This window comes from Saprospiraceae bacterium, from assembly GCA_016719615.1.
GTDB lineage: Bacteria > Bacteroidota > Bacteroidia > Chitinophagales > Saprospiraceae > Vicinibacter.
In genome coordinates this window covers 1,812,988-1,834,820 of the sequence record JADJYQ010000001.1, presented here as the reverse complement: position 1 = coordinate 1,834,820, position 21,833 = coordinate 1,812,988, and the positions used below count along the sequence as shown (strand labels likewise).

General features: G+C 37.4%; 11 protein-coding genes. 7 read left to right on the top strand and 4 right to left on the bottom strand.

The genetic code is table 11. The features are described 5' to 3' along the window. Both IPM92_07525 and IPM92_07520 read left to right on the top strand, forming a co-directional pair. Positions 1-1,971, top strand: a complete 1,971-nt coding sequence (locus tag IPM92_07525; protein ID MBK9108226.1) for a TonB-dependent receptor plug domain-containing protein — start codon at positions 1-3, stop codon at positions 1,969-1,971. A 37-nt stretch (positions 1,972-2,008) separates the two neighbouring features. Continuing rightward, positions 2,009-2,449 carry a hypothetical protein gene (locus tag IPM92_07520; protein MBK9108225.1) on the top strand — a complete coding sequence of 147 codons (441 nt, stop codon included), beginning with the start codon at positions 2,009-2,011 and terminating at the stop codon, positions 2,447-2,449. 67 nt (positions 2,450-2,516) lie between these two features. Here IPM92_07520 and IPM92_07515 read toward each other — a convergent pair whose 3' ends face one another. Next, a complete protein-coding gene (locus IPM92_07515; protein MBK9108224.1) occupies positions 2,517-3,122 on the bottom strand; it encodes a hypothetical protein in 606 nt (201 codons plus the stop codon). A 321-nt stretch (positions 3,123-3,443) separates the two neighbouring features. Between IPM92_07515 and IPM92_07510 the strand changes: the two genes are divergently transcribed. The 4 genes from IPM92_07510 to IPM92_07495 all read left to right on the top strand — a co-directional run bounded on the left by IPM92_07510 (position 3,444) and on the right by IPM92_07495 (position 18,104). Next, positions 3,444-6,416, top strand: a complete 2,973-nt coding sequence (locus IPM92_07510) for a PKD domain-containing protein (protein ID MBK9108223.1) — start codon at positions 3,444-3,446, stop codon at positions 6,414-6,416. Between the two features lie 280 nt (positions 6,417-6,696). After that, the gene (locus tag IPM92_07505; protein MBK9108222.1) at positions 6,697-7,383 is read left to right on the top strand and encodes a proprotein convertase P-domain-containing protein; all 687 of its coding nucleotides are present in this window, start codon (positions 6,697-6,699) and stop codon (positions 7,381-7,383) included. Then, positions 7,317-12,074, top strand: a complete 4,758-nt coding sequence (locus IPM92_07500; protein MBK9108221.1) for a gliding motility-associated C-terminal domain-containing protein — start codon at positions 7,317-7,319, stop codon at positions 12,072-12,074. The genes IPM92_07505 and IPM92_07500 overlap by 67 nt, the downstream gene beginning before the upstream one ends. A gap of 297 nt (positions 12,075-12,371) precedes the next feature. Continuing rightward, positions 12,372-18,104, top strand: coding sequence for a gliding motility-associated C-terminal domain-containing protein (locus IPM92_07495; GenBank protein MBK9108220.1), 5,733 nt, complete (start codon positions 12,372-12,374; stop codon positions 18,102-18,104). Between the two features lie 354 nt (positions 18,105-18,458). On the opposite strand, the gene IPM92_07490 is transcribed toward IPM92_07495, so the two are convergent. From IPM92_07490 to queA, 3 genes are read right to left on the bottom strand one after another with little or no spacing between them, the layout of a single operon-like run. Then, on the bottom strand, positions 18,459-19,112 hold the full coding sequence (locus IPM92_07490; GenBank protein MBK9108219.1) for a (d)CMP kinase: 654 nt from the start codon (positions 19,110-19,112) through the stop codon (positions 18,459-18,461). Between the two features lie 57 nt (positions 19,113-19,169). Continuing rightward, the gene (locus IPM92_07485; protein ID MBK9108218.1) at positions 19,170-19,391 is read right to left on the bottom strand and encodes a DUF2795 domain-containing protein; all 222 of its coding nucleotides are present in this window, start codon (positions 19,389-19,391) and stop codon (positions 19,170-19,172) included. A gap of 48 nt (positions 19,392-19,439) precedes the next feature. Next, entirely contained in the window at positions 19,440-20,504 is a 1,065-nt protein-coding gene (gene queA / locus IPM92_07480) for a tRNA preQ1(34) S-adenosylmethionine ribosyltransferase-isomerase QueA (GenBank protein ID MBK9108217.1), read from the bottom strand. Between the two features lie 178 nt (positions 20,505-20,682). Between queA and IPM92_07475 the strand changes: the two genes are divergently transcribed. After that, the gene (locus tag IPM92_07475; protein MBK9108216.1) at positions 20,683-21,747 is read left to right on the top strand and encodes an ABC transporter permease; all 1,065 of its coding nucleotides are present in this window, start codon (positions 20,683-20,685) and stop codon (positions 21,745-21,747) included. The last annotated feature ends 86 nt before the right edge of the window (positions 21,748-21,833 follow it).

Below are 21,833 nucleotides of genomic sequence, written 5' to 3'. Positions count from 1 at the left end.
ATGCGACTGTATTGGTTTATCGCTTTTTCGTGTTTATATTTTGCAGAATCCACCTCACAAGGAAAGTTAATTCTTCAAATTGATGACATGGATAATGCACCTTTTCAAAATATAGAAGTCGAAATTGTGCAGCTTCAACTTAAAGTGTTTACAGATCTTAAGGGCCAATGCATATTTCCAATTATACCTAAAGGGGTTTATGCAGTCGCCATCGATTACTTATATGGCATTGAATACAGGACGCTCTATATGCCCATGAGCGACACTTCCATACATGTTCAATTGGAACGAAGAGTAGCATTTGATGAAATCTTGATCAGGTCCTATCAAATGGGGATTACGGCATTTCCAAATGCATCTGATCTGGGAGGCGAGATATTGCAAGAATTGCATAAATCCAAAGACATTCCTTATGTACTTGCCGGGTCACCGGGAGTTCTGGTGTCATCAGACGCAGGTAATGGTGTAGGTTATACAGGGATTCGGTTCAGAGGTTTGGATCCATCTCATATTCAACTTACAATTAACGGGATTCCGTTTACAGATGCGGAATCATCATTGAGTTATTTTGTAGATATTCCTGATATTTTAAGTAATTCAGAGCGTATATCGCTGATTCGTGGAAATGTGCCGAACAGGCCCGGTACTCCTTCATTTGGGGGCGCTATGGATATTCAAACAAATCATTTGAGGTTTACACCTGGAGCAAGAGCGGAACTGCAGTATGGAAGTTTTAATACCTTTAAATTTAGTGCGGGAGCACATTCTGGTCTTTTGGAAAACAAATACTACTTTGAAGTTGGTTTGTCTCAAATGAAATCTGATGGATACATTGAGCGGTCAGCGTCAAAACTCAATTCATTTTATTTTGCTGCAGGTATCGTCAATAAGAAAAATTCGTTCAGACTAAATTATATTCATGGATCTGAAAAGACAGGCCAGGCATGGTTCGGATTGCCTGTTCAATACGAATTTGTGGATAGTTTACGCAGGTTTAATGCAGCGGGAATGGAAAGGCAAACGGGCCCTTATGACAATGAAATTGATGATTATAAACAAGATCATCTCCAATTTTTTTATCAGCAACAATGCGCTGATTTTTTGACTTGGTCAAATACCTTGAACTATACCCATGGAAATGGATTCTATGAGAATTACAAAGCGGAAGTGGACCTGCTCCCATATGAAATCAATGCTTATGGAATTCAAAAAGCAGATATCATTAGGCAAAAATGGCTTAGCAATCATTATTTGTTTCTACGGTCTGAACTTTTAATAAACCCATCTAAATCTTTTGAGTTCCGGCCGGAGATCAGTTTAAGTTCATACGATGGGAATCACTTTGGCAGGGTTAAAGATGTAATTCTTGATTCATTTGAAAAGATTAAGAATTTTTATTACCAAAATGAAGGCACTAAGTTGGATGGATCATTGGGATTTAAATTACTTTGGAAGCCAGGATCTAATTGGGATGTGAATGTTGATATTTTATACCGACAAGTAAAACATGAAATTATAGGTATTAAGGAATTTAACCTTCCACTTCAGTATGAACTTCATTTCAAATCCTTTACACCAAAATTATTTGTAAGCAAGTATTTTTCTGAAAATGGCTCACTATTTTCATCCATTGGCTATATGCAACGAGAACCGTTTAGAGAAGATATCGTCGTTGGTGATTTAAATAATACTTCGGAAGAGTTGATCGATTTTGAATTGGGGATGCATTTAAATGGAAAGAAAAACATAAAGGCGTCTTTGAATGCATATTACATGTATTATCCATCGCTAAGAGGTCTGTCTGGCGAGTTGAGTGATGTAGGCGAACCCTTATTTATAAACTTGCGCAAGGTTTCAAACTGGGGCTTGGAATGGACTTTGAATTTAGATTTTGGTAGGGGGGATAGAAGTTTCAAATTCAAGTGCACTTTCATATTCCAAAATACCAAAGTGGGAGGAATCTTTCCTTAAATATTCTAGTGATTGGAGCTCCAACCAGGTAGAACATTTGGTTCATTCAAAATCAAGGCTCGCGTATCATCCCAATTTTGTTGCTCATACGGAAATCATTAAAAAATTTGAATTCGAAAATTCAAGCATTAAAAGTTTAAAACTAAAAGCAAAACATCAATTAATAACTGACTCTTATCTTGACAATACTTCCAGACCGGGAAGCCGATTGGATGGTTATTCCATATTTCATTTAGGATTAAATCTTGAGCTTAAAATATTTAAAAAGTCAAGCCTGGATCTTTGGGTTGATGTTCAAAACTTATTCAATGCGGATTATTCTAGCCATGGTTGGATTTCCAGATTCGGATATGATGGGGATTTAGATATCGCATCAAATCCATATTTAGGCAAAGAAGAGGCTGAGATATTTCACTATAAAGCATTGTTCCCTCAGGCATTTAGACATTTTAATACTGGATTGAGTATGAGGTTTTAGGACATCACTTATCTTATTAACTATTTGATTATCAATTGATAAATCTTGTGTAGTTAAAATCTGAATTTTAAAACTTAAAAGTGATGCCTGCCCTGTAGACGATAGGAACTCTGATGGATTCCGGGTCTTCCAGAAAGTCGTAATTGATATAGATCTCATAAGCTATATCACCTCCGGAACTATATCCGAGTCCTAAAAGAAAAATATCCCGCCATTCTCGTTCGGTCACCAATTTTCCATTGTTTATTTCTCCGGTTGTAAAAGTTTCATTCAGAAAGCTGTACTCAACATGCATAAAAAAATTCTGAGAAAATTTAATTCTACCGAACAGCCCCATACCATAATCGACGCTATTGTAACTATAGGTATCAAAGCCATCAGACAACTTGGCGGTTGTGTAATCGATGCTCAATCGGGGGCCTGCAGAAAACCAGGAATTAAATTTATAACCGGCCATCGGAGATATACCGATTCCAAAAACACTGGATTGTAGTCCATTGTAAATGCTGGAGTTAAAACCTAAATTAAATCCGCCGCCATACCATACTTTTTCTTTCCAAATGTTTACTTCCGGTTTTTTAGTCCTTTTTGATTGGCCTTGTGCATCGATGCTTGTAAAAAGAGCAAGAGTAAGCACGAGAAACAAGTATGTAGAAAATTTGATTTGTGTCATAATAACTAAACGGTTTTATAAGCGTTATATAAGTTAAATTTGATTTAAATTAGAAGAGAATACTTAAATTTACAGCCAAAATAAAGGATATATCATGAGGATTCGTTCACTTTTTAGTTTTTTTATTCAATTAATTGCCATATGTCCAATACTTTGGGCACAAGGAGTCCAGCTAGAGAAAGCAGAGGCACTGCCAAATTCCCCTTTAAATCAGGTTTTTTTTGAGTATAAACTTGTCCGAATTCCGTATTCCCAGTTGAAATCCTCGATGGTGGGTAGAAGTACCCAGCATCAATTGGTTTTAGAACATCCTGATTTCAAATGGGATTTGCAACTTTTGAGCATGACATTCATACTGGAGACTATTTATTGACAGTAGCCTCTGATTTTGGAATCCAAAGATTTAAACGTAAGCCTGCCAATAAGTCCCTCATAGGAAGTTTGGTTTCTAAAAGAGGGGGAGGGGCAAGAATAGTGGTTGCCGACAATTTTCTAGCCGGTATGGTAGAAGAAGGTGGCGCTCAATATTTTATTGAACCTGCAAATGGAATTGATCCAAATCTGGCAAACGATATTTTAGTCATATACAGCAGCGACCATATTATCCAAAACACCAATATCGAATGCGGGTATGAAAAATACATTAAAAGCAAGCAAGAATTAGAAAAATCAACCGAAAATATACAAACCGAAGAAAGGGGCCATTGCCTGCAAGTTGAAATTGCAATTGCAAATGATTTTTCTGTTTTTCAGAAAAAAGGTTCCGTGTCAAATGTGGAGAATTGGAATACTGCAATCCTAACTTTACTTCAGGCAAATTATGACAATGAATTTGAACACAGCCTGGAATTTGTACAATCAGCTGGTTTTGTTGCTACTTCTAGCTCGTCGGATCCATGGAATGGTGTCAATAATATAGATCAGCATCTAAATGTGCATGTTTCCTGGGGAAATGGAGGCGGATATGGTTCTGTCTATGATGTAGCCACAGCCTGGACAACTAAATACAAAACGGGTGCTGTTGGCCTTGCCTGGTTAGGTGTCATTTGTAATAATTTACGATACAATGTCTGTAGCGATTATGGGGGATCAAACAATTGTTTAAAACAATTACAGGCCCATGAATTAGGACATAATTTCAATGCTGGTCACGATGGTAGCGGTTCAAGTACCATTATGGCACCTGCAGTAAATTGTTCAAATGCCTGGTCGAATGCTTCTGTTACCTCAATTAACAATCATGTTCGAACACGCGGCTGTTTGGGTGTTTGTTCAGGGGGCTCACCTCCGGTTGCAAATTTTTCTGGCACGCCAACAAGGGACTGTGTCCCATTTGCAGTACAATTTACGGATTTATCAACCAATGACCCAACTACGTGGTTATGGACTTTTCCTGGTGGAACTCCATCATCTTCCAGTATCCAAAATCCTATCGTAACCTATAAAGCTTACGGAGAATATGATGTGATTTTAAGAGCAACTAATCAATACGGGAATAACCAGATTACTTTCAAAAAATACATATTTGCAAATGCAATTCCAATCGTCGATTTTACAAAAATTATCATTGACAGAACTGTGATTTTTGATAACAAATCATTTTATGGTGGCAATTATCAGTGGGATTTTGGAGACGGTGATTTTTCAAATGACATAAATCCTACCCATACCTACACTGACGATGGAGTTTATACAGTTGTTCTGACAGCTGAAAATGAATGCGGTACTCACCAGATGGCGATGAATGTCACCATTGTGACGACTCCTGTGGCTTTGTTTACTGCAGATACGACATTTGGATGCGCGAGTTATACCGTGAAGTTTAAGAATCTGTCTTCATCGAATGTTACTTCCTGGGAATGGGATTTTCCCGGTGGAACTCCTTCTGTTTCGGCCTTGTTTGAACCTGTGGTTAATTATACTATTGGAGGAGAATTTGATGTAAAATTAGTAGCCAAAAACTCGAAGTTCAAAGCCACTTCTATTAAAACGAAATATATTAAAGTGGACTCTATTCCAGTAGCTAGTTTTGTTTCCTTAATTAATGAAGATACTGTTAGATTTGCGAATCAATCAAAATATTTAAAGAAATTTTCCTGGGATTTTGGAGATGGCAGTACAGACACTACTTCACTTAATCCAATGCATATTTATAAACCGGGCACCTACGATGTAAAATTAATCGTAAACAATTTATGTGGAGTAGATACTATTCTTCAAACAATTAAAATCGGAAGTGGCCTCGGAGTTGGCTTTAGAGTTGATCAACAAAATGGTTGTGTGCCTTTTATCGTAAAATTTAAAAACACTTCTTCTGCTGCGACAGTTTATAAATGGACTTTCCCCGGCGGTAATCCGGCGACTTCTACAGAAGCAGAACCTGAAGTTAGATATGATACTGCTGGAACTTTTAATGTGAGTTTGGTTGCGGGCAATGGTAATGAAGAGCTTACTGAGACGAAAGCAAATTATATTTCAGTGCAAGCGCAGCCGGAAGCTGATTACACAAAATCTATAATGGGATTTACGGCATTTTTTAATGATCAATCTAAATATGGCACTTCTTATCTGTGGAATTTTGGAGATCAAACAAGTAGTACCGAAGTTTCTCCAAATCACACATATGGTGCAGAAGGAGAGTATAAAGTGAGTCTTATCATTACAAATGAATGTGGTTCTGATACAATTGAACAAGAAGTAGCTATTTACCTGATACCACGTGCTGACTTTACAGCCGATACGACCATTGTCTGCGGTTTTGGTCAAGTTCAATTTACAAGTAAGACATCTTCAGATGTACATGGCTGGAATTGGAATTTTGATGGTGGTTTTCCTACAACATCTGATCAGAAAAATCCACTTGTACTTTATGATAAAAAAGGAACTTATGCTGTTAAATTAGCTGTGCTAAATTCCAATGGTACCAATGAAATCATAAAGACAGCATTTATTAAAGTTATATCTCCGGTTTTATGCCCTGATTTTATTTTTGTAAAAACTGATGAATTAAATCCGGGTCATGACTTGCCTTTAAAATCAAAGTATGTTTTAAATACTGAGTTTTACCCGAATCCATTTAGTAATGACTTATATGTAAAATATTTTACAGAGGGACCATCTGCACAATTGGAGATTATGGATCTAACGGGCCGTTTGATTTATAAAAGTTTGATGAAAGGCCATGGATATCAGGATTTACCTATTGATATAAGTTTGTGCAAAAATGGGACTTACTTTGTGAAGCTCATAACCAAAGAAGGTTCAATAACGCGCACTTTGATTCGAATGAATTAATATTTTATAATAAACTAAATTCAGATAAAAATAATTTGAATTTGTTAGATAGTGAATACCAACAGAAGCTGCATAATAGGAACGCTTAAGTGACTATTGATTTAATGTAAATTGTATCTTCATTTTTATGAGCATGCAATTATTAATAAAAATATGCCATGGCAAACATTCTGTTTTTTCCCTGGGATGAGCTTCTTTTCTTAGATTTGAAAAGCAAAATTGATAAGCATTGTGTATTTGCGAGTTTGAATTTTTGTTTTTACTCAATGCAGTTTAGCTTATGAGTTTTAATAAAAGCTTTGTCATCTGTTGGTTTTTAATGTGCAAACTTTCGGGTTCTGCGCAATGGTGTTGTGTGGATTCATCACAATTAATAAAAGATGAAACGACGGTTACACTTCGATTACAAATTTCTGGTGCCGTCAATAATAATTTAGCAGATCCTACCCAGGGTGTTTGTGGCGTTAGGGTAAAATTTGAGCATCGTTTTATTGGAGATGTTACCATGGAATTGATTTCTCCTGCCGGTCAGAGAATAAAATTAACGGGTCCGGTTGGCAACAGCGGTAGATCTGATTTTACAAAATGGTTTATAAGTTTTGTGCCCTGTGCAAGTCAGCCAGTTCCTGATTTGGGATTTAAACCGAAATGGGATAATATTCAATCTTGGGGTATCCTTGGCAAATTTTATAATGGTACCTACCATCCTTTCCAGGGATGTTTGGAAGATTTTAACAGCGGGGCTGTAAATGGTACCTGGACATTAGCTATTACAGATGACGAAAGGTTTTACGAGGGGAAAGTAGAAAGTTTTTGCTTGCTCTTTTGCGATCAGAATGGCATCAGTTGTATTGATTGTAGCCCGAACGGTGGTGTTTTTGCAATTGAAGCCAAAAGTTTTTGTGCAACGGATCCTGGCTTGAATTTGCCGGACAGAATCCAATTTCCTTTTTTACACCCGACTTAAATGTATATGGGTATAAGTATTTATTGACCAGGCAGGATACCATTGTTGCTGTGATGGATATACCGGATCTCAGTGGCAGTATGCCCGGGAGTTATCAATTATGCGGGATTTCTTATTTGATAACAGATAGTGCGAAATTGCCAATTCCCGGCACTTTGTATTCAATTTATCGAGAGGATCTGATTACCAATAAATTGGGGATTTGCGCTGAATTGTCTAAAAATTGTATGGGCATTGATATTTTTCCTAATTATACAGATCCAATTTATAAAGTATTATTATGTAGAGGTGATAGTGTCCTATTAAATGGAATTAAATTTGAAAGCACAGGCGTGTATCCCGTTTTATATCAATCAGTACATCATTGTGACTCACTTATTACATTGGATCTTGAAATGGTGGATCTTAAAATTATTGCGCGGCCAACTGACAACATTGATTGTGCAAGTCCAATAGTGAGTTTAAATTTGAGTTCTTCTGTGGTCACCAGTAATACCCGAATTAATTGGAGCACTCCTAATGGACAAATTATAGATTCTACTGACTTATTAAATATCAAAGTTAATCAAGAGGGCATTTATAAAGTCATATTGAGTGATGGAAATTGTATTGATTCTGCTGAATTCGTTGTCGTCAAAAATGGCAAAATCCCGGAATTGGAGGTACTAACCGATACCATTACTTGTAAAAATACAAGCGTTCAGCTTTTAGCAAGAACTGATGCAACAACACCTGTATTTAAGTGGTCAAATGGAATTTCAGATCTCGGTAATGATTCTACAATTTTAGTATCCAATGCAGGGCAGTATTATGTCACTGTCACCGATATAAATGGCTGTTCCAATTATACAGTGGTAAATGTGTATACTGATACAGTTAAGGCTATTCTTGAGCTTTCCGCAAATCATATTACTTGCAAAGACAGCTTTTCAATTTTGCACTTTAGGAGCAATTTACGTGGGACTGTGAAGTTTTGGTCGCATGACAACACTCCGATTGGTGTAAATGATTCAATTAAGGTGCAACAAGCCGGTTGGTACCTATTAAATTTCGAATCAAATAATGGCTGTGTAAGTATTGACAGTTTCGAAGTTGTTTCTGATATCGCGGTCCCTGATTATTATGTTGAGGTCGATACATTGAATTGTTGGAATAACAAAATGTTTTCCTTAAAGGATCGAAGCAATTCAATTTTAGATTCAATTATTTATAAGGGTCCCGGAAATTTTGAAAGCCGGGCATTAAATCCAGTCATTAGTTCACCGGGTAGGTATATGGTAAGTTTATTAGACACGGCAGGATGTAGGTTGGATACATTTTTCGAAGTAAATGCAGACACCATTCCACCTTTTTTTACCTTGTTTGCGGATACGCTCGATTGTATGCACGATAGCATTCAACTGGGCGTAAGTATTTTGAATGATAGTACCGGATTTTCCTACACCTGGACTGGTCCAATTGGATTTTCAAGATTTGAAAAACAACCCTATGCAAAAGAGCTAGGCGTTTATATTTTAAATATACAAGCGTTGAATGGATGCATAACTACAGACAGTATACAAATAGTCCAAGATTCCTCCAAGCCGGAGATCATTACCGGTGTTTCCGGAGCTTTGAATTGCGAGCAAAAAGTGGTTCAATTATTTGGATCCTCTACAAGCATAGTAAGCTACAAATGGTTGGGTCCTGGCAACTATGAATCAATCTTGCAAAATCCTGTGGTAGGCACAGAAGGATTGTATAAGTTGATCGTAACAGCTGCTAATGGATGTACTTCAGAACAATCCATTAGCGTCGTAAAGGATACCATACTACCGATTAACGGAATTTATTTTGATACCATCAATTGTCTTAAGGATTCTTTTTTATTAGAGTTTATAAATAATTCAGGAGTTGATTCAATATCCTGGACCGGGCCAACTGGATTTTTCAAAAATAGCCAACAGGTATATATCCAAAATGGGGGAAATTATAATTTATTTGTTAGAGGATTGAATCACTGTATTGACTCTGCTAAAATTGATGTGCCATATGATACGATGAGACCAAATTTTATCTTATCAGCTGATACTTTGACCTGTTCTAAAAGGCAAGGAAGCTTGAGGGTTTTTGCAGCAGATAGCACAAGTTTTTATCATTGCTTGTTTCCCAATGGAGATACTGTGAATGGAACAAATTTTAATGTAGTGCAGTCAGGGTTTTATTTCATTACTGCAACCGGAAGAAACGGTTGCAAGCAAACGGATTCTATATTTGTTCCTGAATTTATAAATGCACCGATAGTGCAATCCTTAACGGATTCCATTACTTGTGCTGATACACTTGCCCAAATTGGAATCCAATCAATAGAGCCTGACTTAAAGTATTCCTGGCGGGGGCCGGGTAGTTTTATTTCAACTGATTCAGCAGTAATAGTATCAATTCCGGGTTGGTATATTTATACCGTTACTAATAATAATGGTTGCCAAACACTTGATTCCATATTTGTTAACGAAATAAATAATGACTATCAAATACAATATAGCAATGCTGTTTTTAATTGTTTGAATTTCATGAATGCGCGTTTGACAGCTCGTAAAATTGATAGCCTTGTCAATTTTGCCTGGACATTGCCTAATGGAAACAGTATTCAAGATAGTGTTGTGTTTGCTATTGCAGCTGGCAATTATATTTTTATTGGAACAGATGCTTACGGTTGCAGAGTTAGAGACACTATTCAAGTTATATTGGATACATTAAAACCACTCATAAGTCGATTACATCTCGATACCCTAAATTGTTTGCGGAATATAAGTTTTCCGGTACTTAGTAGTAATGCACAAAATCCAAATGTCAGATGGATTGGCCCCAAATCAGACACCAGTTTTATGCTATCACCTGGATTTTCAGAAAGTGGTTTGTATCAATTGAGAATCATTGATTCCAATTTTTGTTTTTTAGATACGAGTGTATTTTTAGCAATTGATACGTTGCGCCCTTCCATCAAAGCTGTAGGAGATACGATTACTTGCGAATTCAGTCGCGCTCAACTGGATATATTGACAACAGATACATTGAGCAGCATTGTATGGACTGGTCCGGGTAATTCCACTTTTATTGAAAAATCTCCTCAAGTCATTGATACTGGTTGGTATTTTGTTCAGGTATTTGGCATGAATGGATGCACTGCAACAGATTCAAGTTATGTAGGATTAGATAATTTCCCGCCGGATTTAACTGTAGTGGATGGTTTTATTCCTTGTGATCAAGATTCAATTCAAATTATTGCAAATTCAAGAGATTCGACGGTATTGTTCAATTGGTTTGGTCCAAACTTATTCTATAGCAATTTAAAAGCTCCAACAGTAAAAGATACAGGTTATTATGAGATTATCGTAATAGCAAAAAACAAATGCGCAACTAAAGATACGATTCATGTTGCTTATAAAAGGGATTTACCTGAGCTTCAAGTAAACAGTGAAAACCTCACCTGCAAACAGGTAAGTGCAGGATTAAATGTCATTGGAGATACAACGGGAGTACAATTTTTATGGACCGGACCCGGATTGACGGATAGCATAAATTTAAATTTACGGGTTAACATTCCCGGCAATTATTTGCTTCGAATGAGAAATCAATATGGATGTACTAAAGATACATTGGTGACTGTTTTGATAGATACAACTAGGCCTTATGCTGGGATTACCATATTAGACAGTATCCTATGTGAAAAGACAGATGCAAAATTAGTGGCCAATAATACCTTGCCTGGTGAACAGATTCAGTGGATGAGCTCAACTGGTGTTATTTCAGGCCCAAATAATGAAGATACTTTAGTCGTGGGGAGTGCGGGTGATTATTCATTAATCCTTACGAATCCTATCAACGGTTGTACGGATTCCAGTGGAGTTGTTATTGCGAAAATAATTCCCGACTTAGGACCTTTGCATTTGAGAATCAGGCATCCAAGTTGTTTTGGTTATAGTGATGGGGAATTGCATTTTAACCCTTTATCCGGCACTTTGGATCCTTATGTTTATCAATTGAATAATTCAGCTTTTACTTCAGATACCGCTTATATGAATTTACAGGCGGGAAATTATTCACTCAGTGTCCGAAGTCGATATGCTTGCAGATTTGATACGAGTTTCCAACTTGTGGAGCCTTCACCGATTCTATTAAATGCAGGAAATGACACCACAGTGAGAATAGGTGCCAGTTTTAATCTGGTTCCTTCTACAAATGCAAACATCAATAACTTGAGTAAAATTGATTGGATACCTTCAATTTATTTAAATTGTGATACATGTCTTAGAGTTACTGTCGCTCCTCAAAATTCAATTTTATACAAATTGGAAATAGCAGACGAAAATGGCTGCATGGCTGTAGATGAAATTCAAATAAATGTGATTATTGATCCCAATCTATTTTTACCGAATGTATTTTCACCCAATGGCGACCAAATCAACGACTTTTTGGTGATGCAAGCCGGTTCTGAGCTTGAGCGGGTTAAATATCTCCGGATCTTTGACAGGTGGGGGAATATGGTATTTGAAAAGTTAGATTTTTTACCAGACCGCCAAACACTTTTGTGGGACGGGACATTTAATGGAGAAAAGTTGAATCCGGGAGTCTTCATTTATACATTGGAGGCAGTTTTAGTCAACGGTAATAGCTTTAAAAAGCATGGCGACATTTCATTGTTGAGATGATTTAGGGCATAAACTCCATTAAAAATAGCTGTAAAGTGTTAAATCCATAAAAAACTTAATACATCAGAAAGCGAAATTAACATATGGTGGGTCTTATGATCGAGGAATGAGGAGAAGAGAGCGAAAAGGAATTTAGCTTTAGAGTGGATTAGAATGATTTAACATTCGGTATGTTTTTTGGATACGGAATTATTGGTAAAATATTTTAAAGAATATCCCAATAAAAGCTTAATTTTAGTACACTTTAGAGTAGGTACATGTAATTCATTTATAATATTTAAGATAAACAGTTTCAATATGTTAAAAAGATTACTTTCTTTAATATGTATAATCGCAGCATTTGAGAGCTCAGTGCTTGCGCAGTGCACGCCTCCCATGGCTGAAAATTGCGATGAGGCAAACGTACTTTGTTCATTGGACGAAGTGAATGGTTATGCCTGTAACAATCCAAGTTCTTCACCCAGCCCTTGTTCACCATTGTGTTCACAAGGTGGCGTTGGACACAATACCAGTTGGTGGGGATTTGTTACCCAAGGTGGTAACGTAACGATTACGTTGACCATTGGCGGTTGTACAACTTCCCAGGGTTTGCAGTATGGTATTTGGGGTGATTGCAATTGTTCACAGGAGATTGCTTGTCGTTCCATCCCTTGCGTTCCTCCGGGAAGTGTTGAAATTATTAATGCAAATCTTGAACCTTGTAAGACTTACTATCTTTTCGTAGATGGTTGTTCAGGAGATATATGCGATTTTACCTTAAGTACCAACGGTGGTGGTCCACCTACTTTAAGTCCGCTTGGATTTATCAATAACAAAGCAAATATGATTATTGAGCCGATTTGCGTTGGGGCTTGCAATGTTAGATTTTTCGTAAATCCACAGCCGGGTGGTTGTGCACCAACATATGTTTGGACCTTAGATGGTGATGAAGTTGGTGGAAATGATAATGAAATCACGCTTGATTTTCCAGATGAAGGTGACTTTGTGATTTGTGTCACTGCTTATATCGGAAATCCTCAGAGCGGATCTATTTGTTCACAGGAAGGACCAAAATGTGCAACTGTTAAAGTAAGACCAATTGCCGATAAAAATGGAATTCCCAGAGTTGTTTGTTATGAACAAGCTAATCCGGGTGGATTCAAATGGCACTCTCAAAGGATTTTTACTAGTGGTGAATATCGTCAGCAATTTACAGATGCTAATTGCTGCAAATTTGATTCCGTTGTGAACTTTACAGTCCTTGACGAACCAATGCCGGCTGAAGTTTATTATATTACTTGTGACAATGAGCCTTATATTGATCTTTTAGGTAAAGCATGGCAACCTTGTACTAATCAATTTTTAGTTCCATTGCCTAAGACCACGGAGCCATATAAGTGCGATAGTACTATTTTACTTACAGCCATTAGTGTTGATTTTAGGCCGAATTTTAGAGTTACATGTTTTGGGGGTATGGTTGAAATTTCACCGAATATTATCATGGTGAAGCCTTGTAATGTTGGAGAGACTTATCAATTTGATTACAGGTGGTACAAATGTAATGATCCGGCTAAAGCTACGATTTCAACAGATGAAAGACTATTGGTAAATTCTGTATCAGAAGATTATTGCTTAGAAGTTAATGTGCGTGTCGAGTTGCAAACTGAATTTGCAGTTTGCGCTAAGACCTTCCAGGAAAATTTCAACGAAGGCGACCTCGCTCCAAAATGTTTTCCTTTAGCAGGGGATTTGATTCTCTGTACCGGATTCAATGGTAGCTATTTTATAGATACATTTATAAATCAAAATGTACTGTTTTATACTTGGTCAGTTGACGGAGGTTCAATTGTTTCTAAAATTGATTCCCAGGCGGTAGAAATAAAATGGAATTTGAATGCCGGAGATACCGGAGAAGTTTGTGTGTTTTATGATACCGACTGCGGTAGATCTTGTGAAAAATGTATCAAAGTAGCAATAGTAGGTACACCAAGACCGGAAGCCGGACCAAATGATAGCATTTGCGATCTCGCTAATCAATTTCAAGGTAGAAGAGACGTGGGTGGTGGTTCTTGGACTGTTTTATCCGGACCCGGTAACTCCAATATTTCAGATACTACCGATCCTGCATCGCCAGTTTCAGTAGATCAGTTTGGTCAATACAAATACGTTTACAGTGAAACCCGTTTGGGATGTACTGGAACGGATACCGTTGAGTTGTTTTTTAATTCGACTCCGGATTCGACTGGTGTAGTATATATCTGTAATGTTCAACAAACACAATACCGTTTGAGATTTAAAATAAATGGAGGTACTGCACCTTATACTGTTATTCAAGGCAATGGTGTCGTCGATGCAAACGGATTTTATACTTCTAACTTCCATGATAATCTTACAAGTTACACGATACTCATCAGAGATGTAATGGGTTGTATTCTGACCTTTAATTTCAATCATGAATGTAAGTGTACCAATGCTGTAGGCCTTTTAGAAAAAACTCCTGAATCACTGTGCGAAGACGAAACCTTTAATTTCTTCTATGATCCTTCTACAGAAATTCAGGATCCAAACGATACTGTGATGTTTGTGATCACCGATGATCCTGATCCAAACAATGTAGCTGGTGGAACATTTATTAAGAAACTGGCTTCAAACAATGTTGTTTTTGATCCTGGTACCATGAGTTTTAATACTACTTATTATGTATTCGTGATCCTCGGTAAAAAAGATGGACTTGGGGGTATAGATTATGGAGCTGGTTGTGTTCAACCTGATGGTCCGAAACCTTTTATTTTCTTCCAAAATCCTACGCCTACTGCGGGTGCTGATAATGCTGTATGTAATACAGTTTATGATCTACAGGGTACTCAAAGTATAACAGGAACAAATTTGAAATGGAGACTTGTTTCCGGTCCTTCGGGCGTGGTCATCTTAGATGATGCTGCAGCTACTACATCTGTAAACACTCAAGGCAATTTTGGTACCTATGTATTCGAATTGACTGAAGACAATAACACTTGTTTAGGTGCGGACAGAGTGAGCGTAACATTTAATGAATCACCATTGATTACCGTAGATGAAAAGATTTGTATCGACTATAATGATCCAAATTATCCATACGCAGCTAAAGTAAAAATCAATAGCGGGTTACCACCTTTTGTAATCTTATCCGGTGGGGGTAGCATCAATGGAAATATTTACATGACTGATACCCTGGCCAGTTTGGTACAGTTCTCAGTTCAAATACAGGATGCCAATGGTTGTATCTCAAATTTAATTATTGATAATTACAACTGTAATTGTGGAAATATCAATGCAGGTCTGTTAGATAGTATTCCTACTGAACTTTGCGTTGATCAGTGTATTGGTATTCGCGAATTGGTTCCCGCTACTTTGGATCCAGAAGATAATGCCATGTATATTTTACACCAATCATCTTATAATGATCCTATCATTCCTAGAATTGATACTTTCTTTTCAGTAAATGATCAGATTTGTTTCAATCCTGCTTCAATGATAACCGGCAAGACTTATTTCTTAACTCGTGTAGTTGGAAATGATACCATGCCTATTGACCTTATTATCGATTCAGGGGATCCTTGTTTAAGAGTATCTAATAATCAACCTATAGTTTGGTATGATTATCCAAATCCTGACGCAGGTCCGCACGACAGCATTTGCTTTTATGATTATCAATTAAATGGTATTACAAATTCAGGTGCTCCATCTTGGAGAGTACTTGGAGGTCCTGGAGTGAGTATTATCTCTAATCCTACAAATGACCAGACAACTGTTTCAGTATCTGGAAAAGGGACCTACAGATATGAATTAACGGAAGATTTCAAAGGTTGTATCACTAAAGATACTGTTGATATAACTCATTGGGATTCGCCAAATTTTGTGGATGTTCCTCCGCCATATGAGTGCGACAATACAGCTGAAAAGTATCGCGTGCGCATTGATGGTCAAAATGGAGAACGTACTTCATGGGTGATTGACGGAGTTTCATTTCCAGGTGGAAATTTACCTGGAAGCTTTATAGCTGCTGATACATGGCAAACAGATTGGATTGATAACAATTCTACATATACACTGATCATTAATGATCGAAACAATTGTATGCCAGACACAACCATAAATGTGTATGAATGTCCTTGTGTAAGTGGATTGGGTAATCTGAATCAAACGCCGATCATTTTATGTGCTGATGGTACTGCTCAGGCAAATTACAATGCTGCTGCCGGTAATCCTGATGGAAATGATGTGATTCGTTTTGCGCTCTATGATGGAAACCAAAATGACCCTCGCAACGGAAATATTTTAAATTTCAACGATAACGGCCGATTTACTTTTGACCCTGCTACTATGCAATTAGGAAAAACCTATTACATAGCAGTTTTCATGGGTAATTTGGATCCTGCAACGGGTAATGTTGTTCTTACAGACAGATGCTTGAAAGCAGATGCGGTGCCTGTAACTTGGTATGCATATCCGGTAGCTTCTATTGCCGGTCCTACCATTTTAACCTGTGCTGTTACAAGTATTACGTTGACAGGAGCAGCTTCTACGAGTGGCTCTGGTGCAAATTTGAATTACAGCTGGAGTACGACTAACGGACAGTTTGTAAATCCGGGACAAGTGAATGGAGGAACTGTTGATATTAATAAAGAGGGAACTTATACTTTATTAGTAACAGATCCAATAACCAATTGCACGCACCAAATTACTTATAATGTAAGCTTAGATGTTGTTAAACCAACGGTAAGTATAGGAACTCCTTTAGTGCTTACCTGCGATCGATTGACAGTTTCATTGGATGGTAATGCATCTTCAAAAGGTCCTAACTACATCGTAAACTGGTCTGGACCCGGAAATATTCAGAATGGCAGCAGTTACGACCCAATCGTAGATGCAACTGGAACCTACACCATGTTAGTTACCAATACTACCAACGGATGTCAGGAACTTGCTACTATAAATGTTGCAGAAGATAAACGCAAACCAACTCCTGCTATTTCTCAGATAGGACAATTGACATGTACAGTTAAGCAAATACAATTGGATGCAAGTGCTTCAATCGGACAGGCAGGACCTATATCCGCATTTACCTGGCAGACCGCAAATGGTAGTATTATCAGTGGCTTGGGAACTCCTCGGGTAACCGTTGATAAACCAGGTACCTATTCTGTTTTGGTAAAAGATCAAAATAATGGTTGTACCGAATTTACAGATATCACGGTATCAGAAATTGGAAACCCACTTGCTGGTTTTGATTTGAATTCTAATAATCCATTATGCCATGGTGAGCGCAATGGAGCCATTGATATCACAGGTATTGTTGCTACCGGACCCGCAAATGGTCTGACCTATTCATTCAACAATGGACCTTTCTCAACAAACAGATCTTACCCAAATCTTGGAGAGGGTAGTTATAAACTGGTTGTTAGAGATGTTAACGGTTGTGAGCATGATACCACATTGACTTTGATCGAACCCGGACAATTGGGAATTGGAGTTGATAGGCTTATCGTTGTAGATCAGGATGAAATCGTTTATCTGGATACGATGTTGAATTACATTTCCGGAGGAACTGCAGCCTATAAAGACACAAATTGGTTAAATTTGAATCAAAATGTTTCTTGGGATTCGAAATTGCGCTATGCTGCTGATACGACTCGTGACTTCCTTGTTACTGTTGTAGATGCTGCTGGTTGCGAGATCCAGGCAAGAATTACGGTTGTAGTGCGCATCATAAAAGACATTTGGTGGCCTAATGTATTTTCACCGAACGGTGACGGAATCAACGAATTGTGGAACTTGAAAGGAAAACGAGTTACTAAGATCAAAACCTTAAATATTTACGATCGTTGGGGTGAATTAGTTTATGGCGCACAAGATCTTCAAGATGGAAATATAGATAACAAAACCGGTTGGGATGGCAATCTTAAAGGAAAGAAAGCTTTACCAGGTGTTTATGTTTTCTATGCAGAAATCCAATTCTATGGTTCAACTGGATTTGATAAATACAAAGGTGAGTTTACACTTTTGAGATAATAGATCAACGAAAAAATGATAAGGGCTGCCTGATATTCAGGTAGCCCTTTTTTTTTAGGATCAGAATAAAAGAACATAAATATGTTGAATCACTTAGCTAGAATTATGATGTGGATGCGAAGAGCAGGTAAATAAAACGAAGAACTCCTACTAAAACTTTGTTTTGAAGATTAGTAAGAATTATATGGAGCACAAATTTCGAAAAGGGGAGTGTAATTGTATAGTTTTAGCTCGAAATAGAATTCTGATGACTATTTTGAGTTAAAGTGATAATCACAGTTTTCTTGAGCTCCAAAGAAAATTTGAAAGCATTGAAATTAAAATAACCTGAAAATATGATTGTCTGCGGTAATGTTATTCAGCCTGAATGTAAGATAATGCAAGCTGTAATTGTTCATCAGGGCTCATAAGGCTATTGTCAATTACAATAGCATCTTTGCATTGAACGAGCGGACTATCTTCTCTGGTAGAATCAATTAGATCTCTTTTTAACAGATTTGATTTTACGGTTTCGAATGAAACAAGGATGCCATTTTTTTTCAATTCATTTAATCTGCGAAGCGTACGCGTTTGGATATCGGCAGTGATAAAAAATTTGTATTCTGCATTTGGGAAAACAACACTTCCAATATCTCTTCCATCCATAACAACATTGGTATGTAATGCCATTTTTCTTTGAAGTTCTACCATTTTTCTTCTAATCACCGGAATAGCAGCATATTCACTAACCCAATCGTTGATTTCCGTGGCCCTTATGCCTAAAGTGACGTCTTGCTTATTAACGTAAATTTTAGGAGAATGGTCAGTTTCCAGATTTATATTTAAGTTGTCTAGCACCGAAAGTATCAATGGTATATCTGAAGGTAAAATTCCTTCTTTTTTAAAGTACCAAGTTGCCGCACGATACATGGCACCTGAATCAATATAAGTGTAAGCCAAAATACGGGCTATATCTTTCGCCAGTGTGCTTTTGCCACATGCTGAATGTCCGTCAATAGCAATAATCATAGTTTTATTTGATCTGCCTCAGACAAAAAAAATCCCGTTTATGAAACGGGAAACTTCTTAAAATTCATCTTCATTAAAGAGAAAGTCATCTTTTCGAGGATAATCTGGCCAGATGTCTTCCATGCTTTCATAAATTTCTTCTTCATCTTCAAGTTCTTGAAGATTTTCAAGCACCTCAATCGGCGCCCCATTTCTGATTGCAAAATCGATGAGTTCGTCACGTGTTGCGGGCCAAGGGGCTTCCTCAAGATGATGCGCCAATTCTAATGTCCAGTACATATAAATATTTTCTTTTATTGGGTTTTAATAATGATTTCCTAAAATTTATTAAATAATGAGCATGGAATCTCCGTAGCTAAAAAATCTGTATTTTTCCTTTATGGCAACTTCATAAGCCTCTGCTAAAAGTTCGTGTCCCGTAAAAGCAGATACCATGATTAATAAACTTGATTTAGGCAAATGAAAATTGGTAATAAGTTTGGTAGCAATCCTGAATTCATACGGAGGGTAAATAAATATATTGGTCCAACCTTCTGCGGGTCTTAAGTATCTTGAAGCTGTTACAGAAGATTCCAAAGCTCTCATGCTGGTAGTGCCTAAAGCAAAGACACTTTTGTTATTATCTTTTGCTGTATTGACCAGGTTCGCAGTTTCATCAGGTATCCTGAAATATTCAGCTTCCATTTTGTGTTTTGATAGATCTTCAACATCAATGGTCCTGAAGGTACCTAAACCAACGTGTAAAGTAATTTCTCCAAAATTGAGTCCTTTGATCTGAAGCATCTTGTAAAGCTCTCTGCTCATATGAAGACCGGCAGTTGGAGCTGCTACCGCTCCAATTTCTTTGGCATAAATGGTTTGGTATCGATCTTCATCGGACGGTTCGGGATTTCGGGTAATGTATTTCGGCAATGGTGTTTGTCCCAATGTTTTCAAAGCAGCTTGAAAGGCATCGCGATCTCCATCAAATAAAAATCGAATCGTCCGACCTCTGGATGTTGTGTTATCAACAACTTCAGCTACGAGTACTTCTTTACCATTCTTGTCGTAAAAGTAAAGTTTGTTACCAACTCTGATTTTTCTGGCAGGATCCACCAAAACATCCCAAAGTCTGACTTCTTTGTTGAGCTCTCTTAAAAGGAAAACTTCAATTTTAGCTCCGGTTTTCTCCTTCCGGCCAAACATTCTGGCGGGAAACACTTTTGTATTGTTGACGATCATGCAATCACCATCGTCAGCATATTCTAAAAGATCTTGAAAGCTTCTGTGTTCGATTTTTCCACTATCTCTGTGGATGACCATCATTCTGGCTTCTGAACGCTCTTCAACGGGATACTGGGCAATCAGGTTTTTGGGTAGGTTAAAAGTAAACTGGGAGAGTTTGGTCCGCATGGGCTCTTTTTAATTTTGCGCAAAAATAACTTTTCGGTGATACCAAAATCAAGTGTTTGGCCGAATATCTAATGTTTTTTATATAAGATTGTTGTGAGGTGGTATAGTTTTTTTCAGGATTGGTCTAAATGGCAATGATTTATGGGCATTTAACATCTATTTTTGATGAATAGTTCATATGCTTATCATTCGAATTCTTTTAGATGGGCTCTACCAGGCTTTACAACAACTTACAAACAGTAAGTTACGAAGCTTTTTGACTTTATTGGGGATAACCATAGGGATATTTTGCGTGATTGCAGTTTTATCGGCAGTTGATTCACTTGAAGACAACATCGTTCAAAGCTTTGATAAACTGGGGAATGATGTAATTTATGTCGACAAATGGCCATGGCAAGAGGAACCTGGTCAAAATTATTGGAAATATCTGGCAAGGCCCAATCCTGATATGGACGATCTGATAGCCATTCAGGAGCGATCTAAGCTGGCGGAATATGCTTCGTTGGTCGTGTTTTTGCCGGGCAACCAGGTCAAATATTCAAATAATTATGTTGAGGGTGCGTATCTGGCTGGAATAACGGAAGATTATAACCGGGTCATTCAATTGGAATTGCAGGAAGGTAGTTTTTTCTCCGGCAGGGCTTTTCAGACCGGAATGAATGAAGTCATTCTTGGAAATATTCTAGCCGATGCATTGTTTCCCAGGGGTGATGCTATTGGTAAAAGGCTTCAAATGCGAGGACAATACTTTTATGTGTCAGGAGTCCTTAAAAAAGAAGGCAAGTCTCTGTTGAAAATAATGCCTAACGATGAGGCCATTTTTATACCCTATAACACTGCCCGTAAACTCGTTAATATTCATGCACATTCTAACTGGGCTACTCTTATCAATGTAAAAGCTAAAAAGGAAGTTGATCTTGAAGAATTAAAACTGGAACTGGCAAGTATTATCAGGCCGGTTCGAGGCTTAAAGCCATTAGATAAAAATAATTTTGCGGTCAATGAGCTAACAATGCTAACCAGTATTGTTGAAGGGGTCTTTAAAGTTATTAATTATGCCGGCTTTTTTATCGGCATGTTTGCTATGCTTGTAGGTGCATTTGGAGTTGCAAATATTATGTTTGTAACTGTAAAAGAAAGAACGCCATTAATCGGTATCAAAATGGCATTAGGTGCCAAACGCTATTTTATTTTATTGGAATATCTTTTGAAGCAATCATACTTTGTATCATCGGGGGCTTAATCGGACTGGTTATGGTGTGGCTGGTATTGACAATAGTAGGAAAATTATTGGAATTTCCGATGTACATATCTTCCCAGAATATATTT